This window comes from Pseudomonas sp. P4_C8, from assembly GCF_056401975.1.
The window spans coordinates 156532-172643 of record NZ_JBFUIH010000001.1 but is presented as its reverse complement, the minus strand read 5'-3'; the positions used below and the strand labels follow the sequence as shown (position 1 = coordinate 172643).

14 protein-coding genes are annotated in these 16112 nt (G+C 58.3%); 7 read left to right on the top strand and 7 right to left on the bottom strand.

Features of this window, described 5'->3' with window-relative positions:
* Position 1: 1 nt before the first annotated feature.
* From AC1DWM_RS00700 to fabI, 3 genes are read left to right on the top strand one after another with little or no spacing between them, the layout of a single operon-like run.
* Positions 2-1021: an ABC transporter permease gene (locus AC1DWM_RS00700; protein ID WP_223520840.1), complete on the top strand. Its 1020-nt coding sequence runs from the start codon at positions 2-4 to the stop codon at positions 1019-1021.
* A 1-nt stretch (position 1022) separates the two neighbouring features.
* Entirely contained in the window at positions 1023-2630 is a 1608-nt protein-coding gene (locus AC1DWM_RS00695) for an ABC transporter ATP-binding protein (RefSeq protein ID WP_477794425.1), read from the top strand.
* A gap of 24 nt (positions 2631-2654) precedes the next feature.
* Positions 2655-3449 carry an enoyl-ACP reductase FabI gene (fabI, locus tag AC1DWM_RS00690; RefSeq protein ID WP_007944572.1) on the top strand — a complete coding sequence of 265 codons (795 nt, stop codon included), beginning with the start codon at positions 2655-2657 and terminating at the stop codon, positions 3447-3449.
* Positions 3450-3642: 193 nt separating this feature from the next.
* On the opposite strand, the gene AC1DWM_RS00685 is transcribed toward fabI, so the two are convergent.
* On the bottom strand, positions 3643-4509 hold the full coding sequence (locus AC1DWM_RS00685) for a LysR family transcriptional regulator (RefSeq protein WP_477794424.1): 867 nt from the start codon (positions 4507-4509) through the stop codon (positions 3643-3645).
* A gap of 114 nt (positions 4510-4623) precedes the next feature.
* Here AC1DWM_RS00685 and AC1DWM_RS00680 point away from each other — a divergent pair, with 114 nt between their 5' ends.
* Positions 4624-5049, top strand: coding sequence for a VOC family protein (locus AC1DWM_RS00680; protein WP_477794423.1), 426 nt, complete (start codon positions 4624-4626; stop codon positions 5047-5049).
* Here the strand turns inward: AC1DWM_RS00680 and AC1DWM_RS00675 are convergent.
* The 6 genes from AC1DWM_RS00675 to AC1DWM_RS00650 all read right to left on the bottom strand — a co-directional run bounded on the left by AC1DWM_RS00675 (position 5027) and on the right by AC1DWM_RS00650 (position 10641).
* A complete protein-coding gene (locus AC1DWM_RS00675; RefSeq protein WP_477794422.1) occupies positions 5027-5617 on the bottom strand; it encodes a GGDEF domain-containing protein in 591 nt (196 codons plus the stop codon). The genes AC1DWM_RS00680 and AC1DWM_RS00675 overlap by 23 nt on opposite strands.
* Before the next feature lie 74 nt (positions 5618-5691).
* On the bottom strand, positions 5692-6270 hold the full coding sequence (locus AC1DWM_RS00670; RefSeq protein WP_477794421.1) for a hypothetical protein: 579 nt from the start codon (positions 6268-6270) through the stop codon (positions 5692-5694).
* Between the two features lies 1 nt (position 6271).
* Positions 6272-8440: a xanthine dehydrogenase family protein molybdopterin-binding subunit gene (locus AC1DWM_RS00665; protein WP_477794420.1), complete on the bottom strand. Its 2169-nt coding sequence runs from the start codon at positions 8438-8440 to the stop codon at positions 6272-6274.
* A 19-nt stretch (positions 8441-8459) separates the two neighbouring features.
* Positions 8460-8915, bottom strand: coding sequence for a (2Fe-2S)-binding protein (locus AC1DWM_RS00660; protein WP_223520855.1), 456 nt, complete (start codon positions 8913-8915; stop codon positions 8460-8462).
* Between the two features lie 321 nt (positions 8916-9236).
* On the bottom strand, positions 9237-10391 hold the full coding sequence (locus tag AC1DWM_RS00655; protein ID WP_477794419.1) for an NnrS family protein: 1155 nt from the start codon (positions 10389-10391) through the stop codon (positions 9237-9239).
* A 1-nt stretch (position 10392) separates the two neighbouring features.
* Positions 10393-10641, bottom strand: a complete 249-nt coding sequence (locus AC1DWM_RS00650; RefSeq protein ID WP_223520861.1) for a transmembrane sensor/regulator PpyR — start codon at positions 10639-10641, stop codon at positions 10393-10395.
* Between the two features lie 254 nt (positions 10642-10895).
* Between AC1DWM_RS00650 and AC1DWM_RS00645 the strand changes: the two genes are divergently transcribed.
* The 3 genes from AC1DWM_RS00645 (at position 10896) to AC1DWM_RS00635 (ending at position 16101) form a co-directional block, all read left to right on the top strand.
* Complete coding sequence (locus tag AC1DWM_RS00645) at positions 10896-11399, top strand: VOC family protein (protein WP_223520864.1); 504 nt, start codon at positions 10896-10898, stop codon at positions 11397-11399.
* Positions 11400-11434: 35 nt separating this feature from the next.
* Positions 11435-12268: an AraC family transcriptional regulator gene (locus AC1DWM_RS00640; protein ID WP_223520867.1), complete on the top strand. Its 834-nt coding sequence runs from the start codon at positions 11435-11437 to the stop codon at positions 12266-12268.
* A 173-nt stretch (positions 12269-12441) separates the two neighbouring features.
* Positions 12442-16101, top strand: a complete 3660-nt coding sequence (locus AC1DWM_RS00635) for a hypothetical protein (protein WP_477794418.1) — start codon at positions 12442-12444, stop codon at positions 16099-16101.
* The last annotated feature ends 11 nt before the right edge of the window (positions 16102-16112 follow it).

The following is a 16112-nucleotide window of genomic DNA, read 5'->3' as shown; positions in this document are numbered from 1 at the left end:
GATGAACCTGTCCCCGCTCAATCGACGCCGTTTCGAACTGTTCAAGGCCAACAGGCGTGGCTGGTGGTCGCTGTGGCTGTTTCTGCTGTTGTTCGGCCTGAGCCTTGGCGCCGAGCTGATCGCCAACGACAAACCGCTGGTGGTGCATTACGACAACAGCTGGTACTTCCCTGCGCTCAAGCGCTACCCGGAAACCACTTTCGGCGGCGAATTCCCGCTGGAAGCCAATTACAAGAGCCCGTACATCCGCGAACTGCTCAAGGCCAAAGACGCCTGGGTGCTGTGGGCGCCGATTCCCTACAGCTATCAAAGCATCAACTACGACCTGAAAGTCCCGGCCCCGGCGCCACCGTCGATGGAAAACCTGCTCGGCACCGATGATCAGGGGCGCGACGTGCTGGCGCGGGTGATTTACGGCTTCCGGATTTCGGTGTTGTTCGCCCTCACCCTGACCATTCTCAGTTCGATCATCGGCGTGATTGCCGGGGCCTTGCAGGGTTTCTATGGCGGCTGGGTGGACCTGGCCGGGCAACGTTTTCTGGAAATCTGGTCCGGCTTGCCGATGCTGTACCTGCTGATCATCCTGGCCAGCTTCGTACAGCCGAATTTCTGGTGGTTGCTGGGGATCATGCTGCTGTTTTCGTGGATGAGCCTGGTGGACGTGGTGCGCGCCGAGTTCCTGCGCGGGCGCAACCTTGAATACGTGCGTGCGGCGCGGGCGCTGGGGATGCAGAACGGTGCAATCATGTTCCGCCACATCCTGCCCAACGCCATGGTCTCGACCATGACGTTCATGCCGTTCATCCTGACCGGCGCTATAGGCACCTTGACCGCACTGGATTTCCTCGGTTTCGGCTTGCCACCCGGCGCGCCGTCACTGGGTGAGTTGGTGGCCCAGGGCAAGTCCAACCTGCAAGCCCCATGGCTCGGCATCAGCGCGTTTGCGGTGCTGGCGATAATGTTGAGTTTGCTGGTGTTTATCGGCGAGTCCGCTCGCGATGCCTTCGACCCGAGGAAGTGAAATGAATCAGGACAATCTGATCGAAGTGCGCGACCTGTCCGTCGAGTTTGGCGTTGGCGAGCGCGTGCAACGGGTGGTCGAGGGCGTGAGCTTTGATATCCGGCGCGGCGAAACCCTGGCGTTGGTCGGTGAAAGCGGCTCGGGCAAGTCGGTTACCGCCCACTCGATCCTGCGACTGCTGCCCTACCCGATCGCCCGGCATCCGTCCGGCACCATCAAGTACGCCGGGCACAACCTGTTGGACCTGAAAGAGAAGACGATCCGCCACATCCGCGGCAACCGGATCGCGATGATCTTCCAGGAGCCGATGACCTCGCTAAACCCGCTTCACTCCATTGAAAAGCAGATCAACGAGGTGCTGGGCATCCACAAAGGCCTGACCGGCAAAGTGGCGACCAAACGCACGCTGGAACTGCTGGAAATGGTCGGGATTCCCGAGCCGGAAAAACGCCTGAAAGCCCTGCCCCACGAATTATCCGGCGGCCAGCGTCAGCGAGTCATGATCGCCATGGCCCTGGCCAATGAGCCGGAATTGCTGATCGCGGACGAGCCGACCACGGCGCTGGACGTGACCGTTCAGCTGAAAATCCTCGAATTGCTCAAGGAGTTACAGGCCCGCCTGGGCATGGCGCTGCTGCTGATCAGCCACGATTTGAACCTTGTGCGAAGAATTGCGCATCGCGTATGTGTCATGCAGCGCGGTTGCATCGTCGAACAGGCATCGTGCGAGGAACTGTTCCGCGCGCCGCAGCATCCGTACACTCGGGAATTGCTGGCAGCGGAGCCCAGCGGCACGCCGGCGACCAATGTAATCGGGCCGCCATTGCTGCAAGTCGAGGACCTGAAAGTCTGGTTCCCGATCAAGAAAGGCCTGCTGAAAAAGACTGTTGACCACATCAAAGCGGTGGACGGGATCAATTTCAGCCTGCCCCAGGGGCAGACCCTGGGGATTGTGGGTGAAAGCGGTTCCGGCAAATCGACGCTCGGCCTGGCAATTTTGCGGCTGATCGGCAGCAAGGGCGCGATCCGTTTTGAAGGCAAGCAGCTAGACTGCCTGACGCAGAACGAAGTTCGACCGTTGCGCCGCGAGATGCAGGTGGTGTTTCAGGACCCGTTTGGCAGCCTGAGCCCACGGATGTGCGTGAGCCAGATCGTCGGCGAAGGCCTGCGGATCCACAAGATGGGCACCGAGGCGGAACAGGAACAAGCGATTATTGCGGCACTCAAGGAGGTAGGTCTGGACCCGGAAACCCGGCACCGCTACCCCCACGAATTTTCCGGCGGGCAACGGCAAAGAATCGCCATTGCCCGGGCATTAGTGCTAAAACCGGCGTTGATTTTGCTGGACGAGCCAACTTCGGCCCTCGACCGCACGGTACAACGCCAAGTGGTGGAGCTGCTGCGGTCACTGCAAACCAAGTACAACCTGACGTATTTGTTTATCAGCCATGACCTGGCTGTCGTCAAAGCGCTGAGCCACCAGCTGATGGTGGTCAAGCAAGGCCAAGTGGTCGAACAGGGAGACGCGCAAAGTATCTTTGCCGCCCCCAAACATCCGTATACACAGCAGTTGCTGGAAGCCGCTTTCCTGGCACCAGCCACTGCGTAATAACCTGAAAGAGAGGAGCAACACATGGGTTTTCTCGCCGGTAAGCGCGTACTGATCGTCGGTGTCGCCAGCAAGCTGTCCATCGCATCCGGCATCGCTGCCGCCATGCATCGCGAGGGCGCTGAGCTTGCCTTCACTTATCAGAACGACAAACTCAAGGGTCGTGTCGAAGAGTTCGCACAGAGCTGGGGTTCGAGCCCTGAACTGTGCTTCCCGTGCGACGTGGCCAGCGATGAAGAAATCGCCAAGGTCTTCGTTGAGCTGAGCAAGAAGTGGGACGGCCTGGATTGCATCGTGCACTCCGTCGGCTTCGCCCCGGGCGACCAACTGGACGGCGACTTCACCGAAGCCACCACCCGTGAAGGTTTCCGCATCGCTCATGACATCAGCGCCTACAGCTTCGTGGCCTTGGCCAAAGCCGGTCGCGAAATGATGAAAGGCCGCAACGGCAGCCTGCTGACCCTGTCGTACCTGGGCGCCGAGCGCACCATGCCGAACTACAACGTGATGGGCATGGCCAAGGCTTCGCTGGAAGCTGGCGTGCGTTACCTGGCCGGCTCCCTGGGCCCGGACGGCACCCGCGTCAACTGCGTATCGGCTGGTCCGATCCGCACCCTCGCCGCTTCTGGCATCAAGAACTTCCGCAAGATGCTGGCCGCCAACGAAGCGCAAACCCCGCTGCGTCGCAACGTCACCATCGACGAAGTCGGCAACGCCGGCGCCTTCCTGTGCTCGGACCTGGCGTCCGGCATCAGCGGCGAAATCATGTACGTAGACGGTGGTTTCAACACCACTGCAATGGGTAGCCTGGAAGAGTAATTTTCAGCTAGCCATAAAAAAACCGCCTGTTCAGGCGGTTTTTTTGTGCCCGTTGTTTCAGGTTGGACAGGATCAATGTAGGAGCGGGCTTGCCCGCGAAGGCGGACTAACATTCAAAATGGATGTTGACTGATACACCGCATTCGCGGGCAAGTCGGATCGCCGCACCGTCGCTCCTACAGGGGATTTGTGTTTAGCCTTCGAAGTGTGTGAGGCATTGGGCGAACAGCTGCTGAATCGGCTGTGTGCGCTGGCTGTAGCGCTGCAACAGTACGATCTCCCGATAAAACGTCAGCTCGCCCAACGGGATGATCCTGACCTTAGCCCCATACTCCAGCCACAGCCCTGCCTCGGGCAGCAGCGACACGCCCAAACCGCATTCGACCATTTTCACAATGGCTTCCAGCTCATCCAATTCCAGCGCCACCTGCACGTCAATCTGCTGTTCACGTAAAAACCGCGTCACCAGACGTCCGCCGAACGAATTGCGGTCGTAGCGCACCTGCGGATGGTCGGCGAGTATCGGTAACGGCTCATCGCCCTCAAGGTCCATCGGCACGATCAGTACGAACGGCTCACGGCGAATGACCTGCGCCGATAACTCCTTGGGCAGTTCAAACGGCGGCTTGATCAGAATCGCCAAGTCCACCTCACCGGTGTCCACCTGGCTCAATAGATTCAGCGACACACCCGGCACCAGTTTCGGCTCCAGCAACGGTGCCTGCTGCCTCAACCGCAACAACGCCTGGGGCAGCAACCCGGTCTGAGCCGTGGCCACTGCACCAATCTTCAACTCACCTCTGTATTCACTGACGTCATCACTGATCGCCATGCGGCTGAAGGTATCCAGCATCTCTTTGGCCATCGGCAACGCCCGCAGGCCTGCGGCGTTAAGAATCGCCTGACGCCCGGTGCGGTCGAACAGACGGATGCCCAGCGCCTGTTCCAGATTGCGCATCTGCGCGCTGACCGCCGACTGCGTCAGGCCGATGTGCATGCCGGCGGCAGCGAAGGTGCCGTAACGCGTGACGGCGATGAAGGTTTTCAGTTCCCGCAGCATGGCACTCTCAATTGATCGAAATAATTTGAGCTCGACGCAAAAACTATCGTCTTTCAATCAAAAAGCACAGCGCTAAACTCAGCCTCACACCTACCACCATCCGAGGCTCGCCCTATGCAACTGTCCCCTTTTCACTTGGCGATTCCGGTGTACGACCTGACCGCCGCACGGAATTTTTATGGCGAGGTATTCGGCCTGGAAGAAGGTCGCTCCAGCGACCACTGGGTCGATTTCAACTTTTTCGGCCATCAACTGGTGATTCACCTGGCACCGAAAAGTGCCTCCCAGGAAGCGGCGCACACCAATGCCGTAGACGGCCATAACGTGCCTGTTCCGCATTTCGGCGTGGTCTTGAGCATGAGTGAGTGGGAGGCGCTGGCTCAGCGTCTGACCGCGCTGGGCACCTCGTTCGTGATCGAACCGGGTATTCGCTTTCAGGGCCTGGTGGGCGAGCAAGCGACGATGTTCCTCTTCGACCCTTGCGGCAATGCGCTGGAGTTCAAGGCGTTCAAGGACATCAGTCAGTTGTTTGCCAAGTGAACGCGTCCGCCTCGGCCAACAGCCCTTCGATTGAGCCGTGAAGCAGAGGGTCGTATTCGATCTGGCCGAGGCTGAAACGCAGGTCGTTGGCGCGATGGGCCGCGGCATTGCGCTCGGCGAGTATTTCTTCGAGCCGGGCCTTGATCGCGGCGAGTTCGACCGCGCCTGAACCCGTGAGCAACGCGACAAACTTATCGCTGCCCAGTCGGCCGATGACATCGTTTTCGCGAAAGGCGATGCGCAGCACGTCAGCGAAGACTTTCAGCGCTTTGTCGCTCGCGGCCCGACCATACAGGTAGTGCGTGCGCTTGAAGTCATCAAGGTTGAACAGCAACAACGTAGCTGGTTTCTCCAGTCGCTGACAGGCGTCCACGCCTTGTTCGGCCAGCGTGGTGAACCCGTGGCGGTTGGGGAGCAGGGTCAACTCGTCCATGCTCGCCATCTGTACGCCGGACAGTTCTTGCTCGGCCTTGCGCGCCAAGTCACGCAGCCATTCACGCTCTTCTTGCGGGGAACGTAAAGGACTGGCACCAGCACCTGGTTTGACCGGTTTGCCTGGGATTAGCATGGCTCACTCCATTCGCAGGTATGGTCTTTAGAGTCGGTCATACCCGCATTGACTCAGTGTTAACGGACCGCCGGTCAACTGCCCACCAGCGGACACGGCCCTCCCGCCTGCGCCCACAGCTTGAACTGCGTGACGAAGACGTCGTGAGGCACCGGCACCGGCGCCCTGCCCTCGCCGGGGTTCCAGCCCCACAGCACCAACTTGTCGTCGCTCACATGCTTGATCAGTGCGGCGAAATCACGGTCGCCATTGCTGGAGCGGTCTTTGATCATCGCGCATAACTTGTCGGCTGGCAGACCGATCCAGGCCATTTTGTGCGACGCGGGCGGCAAGCTCCAGTGCGGTGCCCCCGGTGGCGTATGCGGCCCGTAGCTGGCCGGCGGGTTGGACTCGGCATGACACGTTGCGCACGGCAAACCGGCCGCGCCCTTGCCGTCCATCCCGCGTACCACGTTCATGGCGTGGGGAATTCCGGCGTCGAACTGCAACGGCGAATCATCCGGAATATGGCAGTTCTGACAACGCGGACTTTGAAAGACTTTCTGCACCGTATCGAATGCCTTGATGGCTTCCTTGTCGTCCGCAATCAGGTACTCGGCATAGCACGCCAAGCCGATCAACAGCACCGCGCCCAGTATCAGATGTCGTTTCATGTCACACCCCCGACAGTTGCAGCGGTAGCTCACGCAAGCGCTGCCCGGTCAAGGCGAACACGGCGTTGGCGACCGCCGGCGCTGTAGGCGGAACACCGGTCTCGCCGATGCCTCCGGGCTTGTCGCTGCTCGGCAGGATATGCACCTCGACCACCGGCATTTCGTTCAGCCGCAGCACCTTATAATCGTGGAAATTGGACTGCACCACCTGCCCGCCCCTTAAGGTCAGTTTGCTGTGCAAAGCGAAGCTGAGGCCGAAGGTGATGCACGATTCCATCTGCGCGGCGATGCTCTGCGGGTTGACCGCAATTCCGCAATCCACGGCGCACACCACCCGGTGCACGCGGATTTTCAGATTGTCCTGGGACACTTCAGCGACCTGCGCCACATAGCTGCCGAACGACTCGTGTACCGCTACGCCCAATGCGTGACCGTCGGGCAATGGTGCGCCCCAGTTGGCTTTCTCGACCGCCAGATTGAGCACGCCCAAGTGGCGCGGGTGGTTTTTGAGCAAGATTCGTCGGTATTCCACCGGATCCTTGCCGGCCGCCTCGGCCATTTCATCGATCAACGACTCCATGACGAACGCCGTGTGAGTGTGCCCGACCGAGCGCAGCCACAACACGGCGATGCCGGTTTTCGGTGAGTGCAGTTCCACCTGGTGATTGGCCAGGTCTTCGATGTATGGGCTATCGGCGACGCCTTCGACCGAGGTCTTGTCGACGCCACCCTTGACCATGCTCGCCTCCAGCATCGTGTCGGCCATAATCGACTGCCCGACCAGCACATGCTTCCAGGCCACCGGTAAACCGTCGGCATCCAGCCCGATGTTCGCCTGGTGCAGGAACATCGAACGGTAGTAACCGCCGCGAATGTCGTCCTCACGGGACCACACGGTTTTCACCGGAGCGCCCGCCGCCTTGGCGACCTGCACCGCTTCAGCGACAAAATCGGAAGTCGGATTGGCCCGGCGACCAAAACCACCGCCGAGAAACTCGGTATGAATCTCCACCTGTTCGGGTTTGAGCCCGGTAATTTTTCCGGCGATCATTTGATCCAGCGTCTGAAACTGGGTGCCGGTCCAGATCTCGCATTTGTCCTTACTGATTTTCACCGTGCAATTGAGCGGTTCCATCGGCGCATGGGCCAGGTACGGCACGCTGTATTCGACGTCGAGCTTCTTCGCCGCTTTGCTCATTGCGGCAGTTGCATCACCCGCCTTGCTGGCCGAAATACCTGGCGTGGCGGCGAGTTTGCGGAAACTCTCCAGCAGTTTCTGGCTGTCCAGGCCGGTGTTCGGCCCAAGGTCCCAGTCGACTTTCAGCGCATCGCGCCCCAGCTTTGCCGCCCAGAAATGATCGGCAATCACCGCAACGCCCGTCGGCACTTGCACCACTTTATGCACGCCCGGCACCGCCAGCGCTTCGGCGCCTTCGAAGGATTTGACGCTACCACCGAAAACGGGCGGCCGGGCAACCATGGCGGTCATCAAACCGTCGAACTGCACGTCCATACCGAACTTGGCCTGGCCCGTAATTTTCTCCGGCGTGTCCAGGCGTTTGGTGGGTTTGCCGATGATCTTCCAGTCCTTGGCCTCCTTGAACTTGATCGAGGCCGGATCCGGCACCGGCAGCTGGCCGGCGTCATCCGCCAGCTCGCCATAAGTGGCGCGCTGGTCGCCCGCGATGACCACGCCAGATTCGGTGCGGATCTGCGAAGGTGCAACATCAAACCGCTTGGCTGCCGCTTCGATCAACATCAGGCGTGCTGCCGCCCCGGCCTGGCGGTAGCGGTCGAACTCCATCCAGGTCGAGGTCGAGCCCCCGGTGATCTGCATGCCGCCAAAACCAGGCATCCCGTACTCAGCGGCCGAGGCCGGTGAGTGTTCGACACGGATTTTCGACCAGTCAGCGTCCAGTTCTTCGGCGATCAACATAGTCAGGCCGGTCCAGATGCCCTGGCCCATTTCCGAATGGCCGAGCAGTACGGTGACGCTGTTGTCGTTGCCAATCCGCAGGAAGGCATTGGGCGCAAAAATGTTGCCTTGATTCTCCGCGCCCAAGGCAAAGCGATGGGCACCGGGGATGACAAACGCCACCACCAGACCACTGCCCAACAGGGCGCTGCCCTTGAGAAAACTACGGCGCGACAACGGGTGGATGCTGTTCATGGTTTCAGCCCCCTCAACGTCAACCCATCCCGGCGGCACGTTTGACCGCTGCGCGAATCCTTGGGTAGGTGCCGCAGCGGCAGATGTTGCCGGAGAGCGCCTGATCGATGTCGCTGTCGGTGGGTTGGGGAATCTTCGCCAGCAACGCGGCGGCGGACATGATTTGCCCGGACTGGCAGTAACCGCACTGCACCACATCGAGTTCGGCCCAGGCTTGTTGCACCGGGTGCGAGCCGTCAGTGGACAGGCCTTCGATGGTGAGGATTTTCTGTCCGTGGGACACGGCTGTAGCGGGCGTAATGCAGGAACGTAACGGCGCACCGTCGACGTGCACGGTGCAGGCGCCGCACTGGGCCATGCCGCAGCCGAATTTGGTGCCGGTGAGGTGCACAACATCGCGTAGCACCCAGAGCAGCGGCATGTCCGCCGGGACATCGAGCTCCTGATCCTTGCCATTGATGTTGAGGGTCAGCATTGTGATTGTCCTCAGACTCACGGTGTTCTGAAGGGCGTCGCTGTGACAATCAACTGCCTGTGCGCGCCTTGGGGTTCTCCCTTCAGCTAAGCGCAAAATGTCGGGCGAGACCGGTTCATCGACCACCGGTCACCCCTTCAAGACCAATCTGATGGCTTGTAGCAGTTGCCGAGCAGCGCGAGGCTGCGTCCGGCGACAAAGTCGTCGTACACCCTGCGAATGCGGTTTTTCTGTCACACCGCAGTGTCTGATTTTACGGCGACTTCGTCGCCGGACGCAGCCTCGCGCTGCTCGGCAGCTGCTACGGGGTGGCTTGGGGCACTAGACCCTTGGCGTGAACAAGATTGCCGTGTATCGCGTCAGGAACAGGCCAAACGCCGCGCACCACAGCAGCGCCGAGAGTCCCAGCCCTACCCCGGAAAACGGAACCAGCAACACCCGGCAGACGCCAGCGACGATCAGCAAGGCAAAGCCCAGCACCACGGTTTTCGACGGCTGCAACAGTCGCCCGGTGTGGCCAAGGCTGACGCGGGCAATCATCGCCAGGATCAACCCGCCGATGCCGCCCACGGCCAGCGCATGGGTGGCCAGACTTTGTTGTGGCATCAGCCCCGCATGCCACAGCGCCATCGCCAGCGCGGCCATCAGCAGCCAGGCATACGCCAGGTACAGCGACCACAGCAGTGGCACCCGCCAAATGCCTCGATCATGCCAGCGCCACAAACGCAGCAGATGCAAAGTGCCCATCAGCAGAAACAACGCTGCCAACCACACCCTCGGGATATCGTTCAAACCACTGGCGAAGGACACCGCCGCCAACAACGAACTCACCAGCAGGATTTTAGTGGGCAGCGGATGCGCCGCAGGCGTGGCGGGACGGTTCAAGCCGCGCTGAATGAAAAACGGAATGACCCGCCCACCAATCACTGTCATCAACGCTGCCACCAGCCACAGGGCCGCCAGCACACCGCGGCGCTGCAGCCCGACGTCATCAGTGACGATCCCCCACAGCGTCAGCGCCTGGCAGCTGGCTATCAGGGCTACCACCAATAAAATCGGATAGTTCTCACGCTTGCCGACCGCCACCAAATCCCGACCCAACATCCACGCCAGCAACGGCAGAAAAGGTGTCTGCAGAGCAATCAACAGGGGCGCAGGGATCGGCAGCAACCACGCCAATCGCGCCAACAACCACACCAGCACCAGCCCGATCAACGGCCAGCCGCTCAAGCCGGGACGCCCGGTCCAGTTCGGCACCGCCGTCAACAGAAACCCGGCGATGATGGCCGTGGCAAACCCGAACGGCATCTCGTGCCGATGCCAGCTCAACATACCGCCCATCGGTTGCGCACCGGGCAAGCGGCCATACAGCCAAAGTGCCCAGATCGCCACAGCGACGGCCGCAAACACGGCGCCGGCGAAAAAGAACGGTCGAAATCCGAGGCTGAATACCGGGGCAGCGGCGATTTTTCTCATCTCAAGCCACCGCATGGGTCAGGCCTTTACCCAACCGATACTGAGCCAGCAGGCGCATGACGTAGCCAATCTTGATTAAGGTCGGCCCGATGATGGTCATGGCATGCATCGACACCAACACCACGATCGGCAAATGACCGCCGTACAGGTAGGCGCCATAGATACCGGCCAACAGCATGGTCAGGCCAGCGCCGAGCACTTTGCTCGACAGGTTCAGAACGGTCAGAGGGTTATCGAAAAAATCGAACATTTTGCCGTACTCCTGAAGCGGGTCAGTTGTACGTTTTGAGTATCAAGTCTCGCGCCAGGAATTTAACCCTTTTAAATCAATATCTTGAGAAATATGAAGTCATATCGACCACACCGAAAAATAGTCTATATGACCTTACATCTAGTCACTTTGACTTCTATTTCCATCAAGTTATCGATCTACGGTCCAACTGATCGTCGACAGGCTGACTACGCTGATAGTCCAGCATGAGTAACCCGTAGAGGAGCACCACCATGCAACGCGTGCAAAAACTGACTCCCTGCCTTTGGTTCAACACTCAGGCCGAAGAGGCGGCGAAGTATTACTGTTCGATTTTCGATCATTCAAAAATCACCGGCACCACTCATTACGGCAAGGCTGGCCAGGAGGTTCACGGCATGCCTGAAGGCCTGGTGCTGACAGTCAGCTTTGAGCTCGATGGGCAACCTTTTACCGGCCTCAATGGCGGCCCCCATTTCAAGTTCAATGAAGCGGTTTCCTTTCAGGTCAACTGCCAGACACAGGAAGAAATCGACCATTACTGGGGCACGCTTTCCGCCGGTGGCGAGCCGCAGGCCCAGCAGTGTGGCTGGCTCAAGGACAAATACGGGCTGTCTTGGCAAATCGTCCCGATCCCGTTCATGGAGATGTTGAAAGACCCGAACACGACCAAGTCCCAGCGCGCCATGCAAGCCATGATGCAGATGAAAAAGCTCGACATCGCAGCCTTGCAACGAGCCTTTGACGGCGAGAGCTAATACACTCCAGGGCTGACCTGCCGAGGACGCTGACGATGAAGCACGCCGCTGCCAAAAACGCTGACAAGGCCCCGCGCTTCTGGCGTGATGACGCCCTGCCCTTCATCGAAGCCCGCTCCATCGCCGACGGTCGTGACGTCTGCTACACCCGGCACGCCCACGAGCACTTTTCCATCGGTGCGATCACTGCCGGGTGCAGCACCTACCTGCATGAGCAAGCCGCGTTTCAGGTCAGTACCGGCACCGTGGTGCTGATGAATCCGGACGACGTTCACGCCTGCAATCCGATCGACGACCAGCCATGGTCGTACCTGATGCTGTACGTCGAGACACCCTGGCTGACCGACTTGCAGCATCAGCTTGGCTTCAGCCAGGACTCGGCGTTTCGACGCTTTTCCACCACCCATACCCGCGATATCCAGCTGTTTACCGGCCTGAAAGGTCTGTACGAAATACTGGTCGATCCCCTGCAGGACGTGCTGTGCAAACACAGCGTGGCGGTGGAGTTTTTCACTGATGTACAACAGCGGCTCAACCCCGTTGACCAACCGCTGCGCGAACCCAATTTCAAGCTGGAACGCGCTGCTGACTACATCCGCGACAACTGCACGCAGCTGCTCAAGCTTGAGGACATTTGCGAGGCGGCTCAACTGTCGCCGTCGTACCTGATTCGCGCCTTCAAACAGCATTACGGCATGACGCCCCATGCGTTTCTGGTCAACCGACGTATCCAGTTCGCCCGCGATCAATTGCGCAGTGGCAAGTTGATTGCCGATGTAGCGCTGGAAGCAGGGTTTGCTGATCAGGCGCATTTTCAACGGGCGTTTAAACAGCATCTGGCGGCGACACCGGGGCAGTATCGCGGTTAATGTTTTAACCTGGGCCCAGCCTTGCATGATTAAACATTCGTTACATATACACCAACCAATCTCTCCAACTATTTCTGAAGAATGAAACACGCCGTCATATAAGTGCGACGACACTTCTCCACGCATTCACTTAAGCTCGCCCCACACCGAAACCAGAAGACGGAGCTTCCAACTTGAGTGATTTAAACAACACCCTCTTTCAATCTAAAAACCAACATCAAAAACAATTGATCACCGAAGCCATTTCCAACTTTATCGGCGATCAAGGAGTAAAAGAAACCATTGAGTGGGAATGGGACCGCCTGGCAACTTCCCGGGTAGAAGACACCGATTTTGATGATCTGCATCGTCCGGGGGCTTTTAGTCTGGTGAGACTTATCCGGCATCCAGACTTTGTCAGGATTCGATCCGAACAATCTCTCCCACAACCAGTGGCCTTTTACGTCGATGAAAATGCTCGTATTTATTACGCCTACGAAAATCTCAGCAGCCACCAAAGTGAGGACACTCACGTCACCGTCCCTTACTTTTCCGCGGGTGTAGACATCACCCGGCATTTCTCCGGTGTCGCGGATTTCGATGAAAGCCTTAGCCTGTTGGCCAGCATCGCAAAGATGACCGGCGGGATGGTTACGTCAAGCAAACAGATTACAGTCGGTCAGTGGTTGCGCTTCCACGAATTGCCACTTCCCACCACTGAAGAAGGTGCCAATGAACTCATTGATTTACTCCATTTCGCCACCCTTCCCGAAAACTCACCGTATGAGAACTACTGGCAGTTGCTGGATTGCCCCGAGGACTCACCGTTCAAGCTGACGGAAGAAAACCGCGCAATCATTCGTCGAGTCACAGAAGAAGAAACTGAAGGCTTGATCTCGTTGGCTGCGCTGTACGCTCGATCGGTGGTACTCGAAAGCGGTTCTCCAGACCGGGTACCTGCCCGACTGAGCCGTCTGATCGACAGCGCGGTAGTGTCTTCGGCCAATGGGCAAGCGTATATCGACGCTCTCGGCTGGTTCGCCGAAGACAAAGATCCCAAGCCGACAGAGCAGTTCATAGAGCAACTAATGATTGCAGTGATGCTGCTTGACCTTGACCCTGACGCCGACATTGCCAACACCACGTTTGCAGGCTTTGACTTGTACTCCAAGCGTTACTTGTTGAGCCGGCCAGCGCAGGTGCGCCGGCAACTGGAACTGCATCTGGTCGATACGCTCAGGCTCGACACCCTGATCGCACCGCTGGTGGCCGAGTTGATTCTGGGGGGGATGGCGCCGGAGTATCTGGCCCTGGATCTGCCGGAGAAATTGCGGATCGGTACCCCTGGCTGGGTCGTCTTCACCCAATCCGTGCACTTTGCAGAAGCTGTCGCCCCTGGTATTTCTCGAAGCATGGGCTATCAGCACTTGCTCGGTTTCAGTCGGCTGTCGAAGCTCTCCCCTCAACTGGAGGCAATGTTTGCTGCAACCTCGGCTGACCCGGTGATGACCTGGGCAGTGATGAACAACCTGATCACCCGGGACGTCGGGGGCAAACTGAGCCAGGAAGCCGTTACCCTCGCGTTTAGTAAATACAACCAGTACGTCGATTTGATAACGGATGCCGCGAGCAAACTTGGCAAACCATTACCCCATCGCAAGCCGCTGGCTCTAAAAGCACTGAAAGCAGAGATACCTGACTGTGACCCTGAGGAGCTCCTGGTTAAACATCGCGGCACGGGGGGTGGCGCAGGAAGGAAGGTATCGGTTATCGATCTGTACTTGGGGGATGAACTTCACACCGAGGATTGGGACCGCCCCGGGGGAAACAGCATTTACCACTCATTCCCTCAACTGAGCAGCCTGTTTCCGATTGCCGATATATACGAAGAAGCTATAGACAAATATTACAGAGAAACAACCGAGGCACTGACCAGCAACATAGTCATTGCACTGTCGCAATTAAAACCCGAAGACGCCGACTACGTAGAGTACGGCGCTCTTGATATTTATTGCATTCGACAATATACAAAAACCACCTTTTCAGCTGCACGACCAGGCATTGTGACTGATCCTGTTGTTGCCCCGGGAACGACGGGGCGTTTTGGTGTCATCCTGTGTGCCAAATGGCGCGATAACGTTCGGTGTTATGAAGTTTTTCCATTAAGACTGGAATGCAATCCCAATCAACAACTTGAACCCCTGTTCCGTCCGCTGTTGGGTCGGAATCTGAATGACTTTGAGCCAGACGTTGCTCACCACAAAGTTATCGAGAACATACCGGTCGACGTAGACGCCTATCTTCAAAACCTTGAACCACGGGACAATGCCCATTCCAAAGTGTTTATCCGAAAGATCGGTGAACTCAAGGCGCCACTGAATGAAGCAGAGCCGGCATCTCCCCCCGCTTATTTGCGGTCGCCGCGCCAAAAGGCCATCGGCCAGCTAATGGCTGAAGAAAACCCATATTTCACCGAAGATGAGCTGAAGCAATTGGGTTTCGATCAAACGGTACGAGAGCGGGCCATAGAAAAGACCGATGCGGTCTTCAATTCCATTCTCAACCTGATCATTCCCTTCAAGGAGTGCATCGAGGAGCTGTCCTCGGGTGTTCCATCCAGGCAGAAGAGCGCAATCTCCGGGTGCGTCATGGACGCGGCACTGGTCGCTATGTCGTTTGCAGCCGTGCCGGGAAAAATTGCCGCCACCACCGCCAAAACTGCAACCGTGGCTACCCGGCTATTGTCTGCTTCCAAAGTGCTCAGCCGGACAATCCTCAGCCTGTTCAACCCACTGGACGGCCTGCCGCCATTGCTCCAGGGGGGCGGCAAATTACTGGGTAGAGGCGTGAAAAAACTCGGAGCGCATGCTCTGTCTGCCCCGCATCTGGCAAGGCAGCAATTGCGCTATTTGACCGGCGCGAACACCTATGATCTGCTCAGCGCCGTCGACCATACGGGCGCGGCAACGAAGATCCGTATGTCGCTGGACGCTGTCAGTCATGCACGCACGATTTTCAAGGCTGATGGCATCGAAACCGCCGACCAGGTGCTCAAGCATCTACGCGCACCTGATGCGAACCTGCTGAAGAACATTCCAGAACAAGAGCTTCAACATCTGCTGGAGCATTCACTGGTCGACATTGCCCTCAAGTCCGAACCTGCCCGGTTGCTCGAAGAAGTCCTGGACCCAGGCGTTGTCGACAGGCTGATCCGGCGTCAGGCTGAAAAGTTTTCCCTGACCAACCTGCGTCAGTTCCAGGAACACACAACGTTGGCGGAAATCTTCCATGGCCTGCTGAAGGTAGAAAACAAAAATCTGAGGGCGATGAGCTTGCATCAGAGTGCCTTGATCGCCAAAGACCTTGGCAAGGCACCTTTCGACGGCATCCTTGATGAACTTACCTTTAATCCCAGTGGTTTAACTGGCGACAGTGAACGTGCCAACGCCTGGATTCTCAAGGCTTCCAACTCTCGAAACCAGGCGGACAACATTAGAGACGTGCTTGGAGAATACAGCGCCAACAACCTGCCCCTGACTTCCCCTTCGGTCTATAACGAATTGCATCGGCGTATCGCGCCCGAGGTGACGGGGAGTTTCCGTAGCCCGACCGCAGAGGCCCGTTATCCTTCAAATGTCTCGGGTGCGGCGCTGTTGGAAAAGCACCTCGCAACACTTGATCCGGATCACCAGCATTTCGCGAAACAGATGCTGGGAGCATTCCTTGGCTACCACAGCTTTGTCGATGGCAATGGCCGTACCGCCCGTGCGATCTACGCGATTGCAGAATTGAGGAAGGGTCGATTCACCCCGCTGAGTGTCGCGACCGAAAGCGCCTTGAGCGGTTTGAGTTGAGGTTCGCTACC

Excerpts from the sequence above, each read along its gene's own strand:
- AC1DWM_RS00700 (WP_223520840.1), top strand. The coding sequence starts at position 2 with ATGAACCTGTCCCCGCTCAATCGACGCCGTTTCGAACTGTTCAAGGCC.
- AC1DWM_RS00695 (WP_477794425.1), top strand. The coding sequence starts at position 1,023 with ATGAATCAGGACAATCTGATCGAAGTGCGCGACCTGTCCGTCGAGTTT.
- fabI (WP_007944572.1), top strand. The coding sequence starts at position 2,655 with ATGGGTTTTCTCGCCGGTAAGCGCGTACTGATCGTCGGTGTCGCCAGC.
- AC1DWM_RS00685 (WP_477794424.1), bottom strand. The coding sequence starts at position 4,509 with ATGCTGCGGGAACTGAAAACCTTCATCGCCGTCACGCGTTACGGCACC.
- AC1DWM_RS00680 (WP_477794423.1), top strand. The coding sequence starts at position 4,624 with ATGCAACTGTCCCCTTTTCACTTGGCGATTCCGGTGTACGACCTGACC.
- AC1DWM_RS00675 (WP_477794422.1), bottom strand. The coding sequence starts at position 5,617 with ATGCTAATCCCAGGCAAACCGGTCAAACCAGGTGCTGGTGCCAGTCCT.
- AC1DWM_RS00670 (WP_477794421.1), bottom strand. The coding sequence starts at position 6,270 with ATGAAACGACATCTGATACTGGGCGCGGTGCTGTTGATCGGCTTGGCG.
- AC1DWM_RS00665 (WP_477794420.1), bottom strand. The coding sequence starts at position 8,440 with ATGAACAGCATCCACCCGTTGTCGCGCCGTAGTTTTCTCAAGGGCAGC.
- AC1DWM_RS00660 (WP_223520855.1), bottom strand. The coding sequence starts at position 8,915 with ATGCTGACCCTCAACATCAATGGCAAGGATCAGGAGCTCGATGTCCCG.
- AC1DWM_RS00655 (WP_477794419.1), bottom strand. The coding sequence starts at position 10,391 with ATGAGAAAAATCGCCGCTGCCCCGGTATTCAGCCTCGGATTTCGACCG.
- AC1DWM_RS00650 (WP_223520861.1), bottom strand. The coding sequence starts at position 10,641 with ATGTTCGATTTTTTCGATAACCCTCTGACCGTTCTGAACCTGTCGAGC.
- AC1DWM_RS00645 (WP_223520864.1), top strand. The coding sequence starts at position 10,896 with ATGCAACGCGTGCAAAAACTGACTCCCTGCCTTTGGTTCAACACTCAG.
- AC1DWM_RS00640 (WP_223520867.1), top strand. The coding sequence starts at position 11,435 with ATGAAGCACGCCGCTGCCAAAAACGCTGACAAGGCCCCGCGCTTCTGG.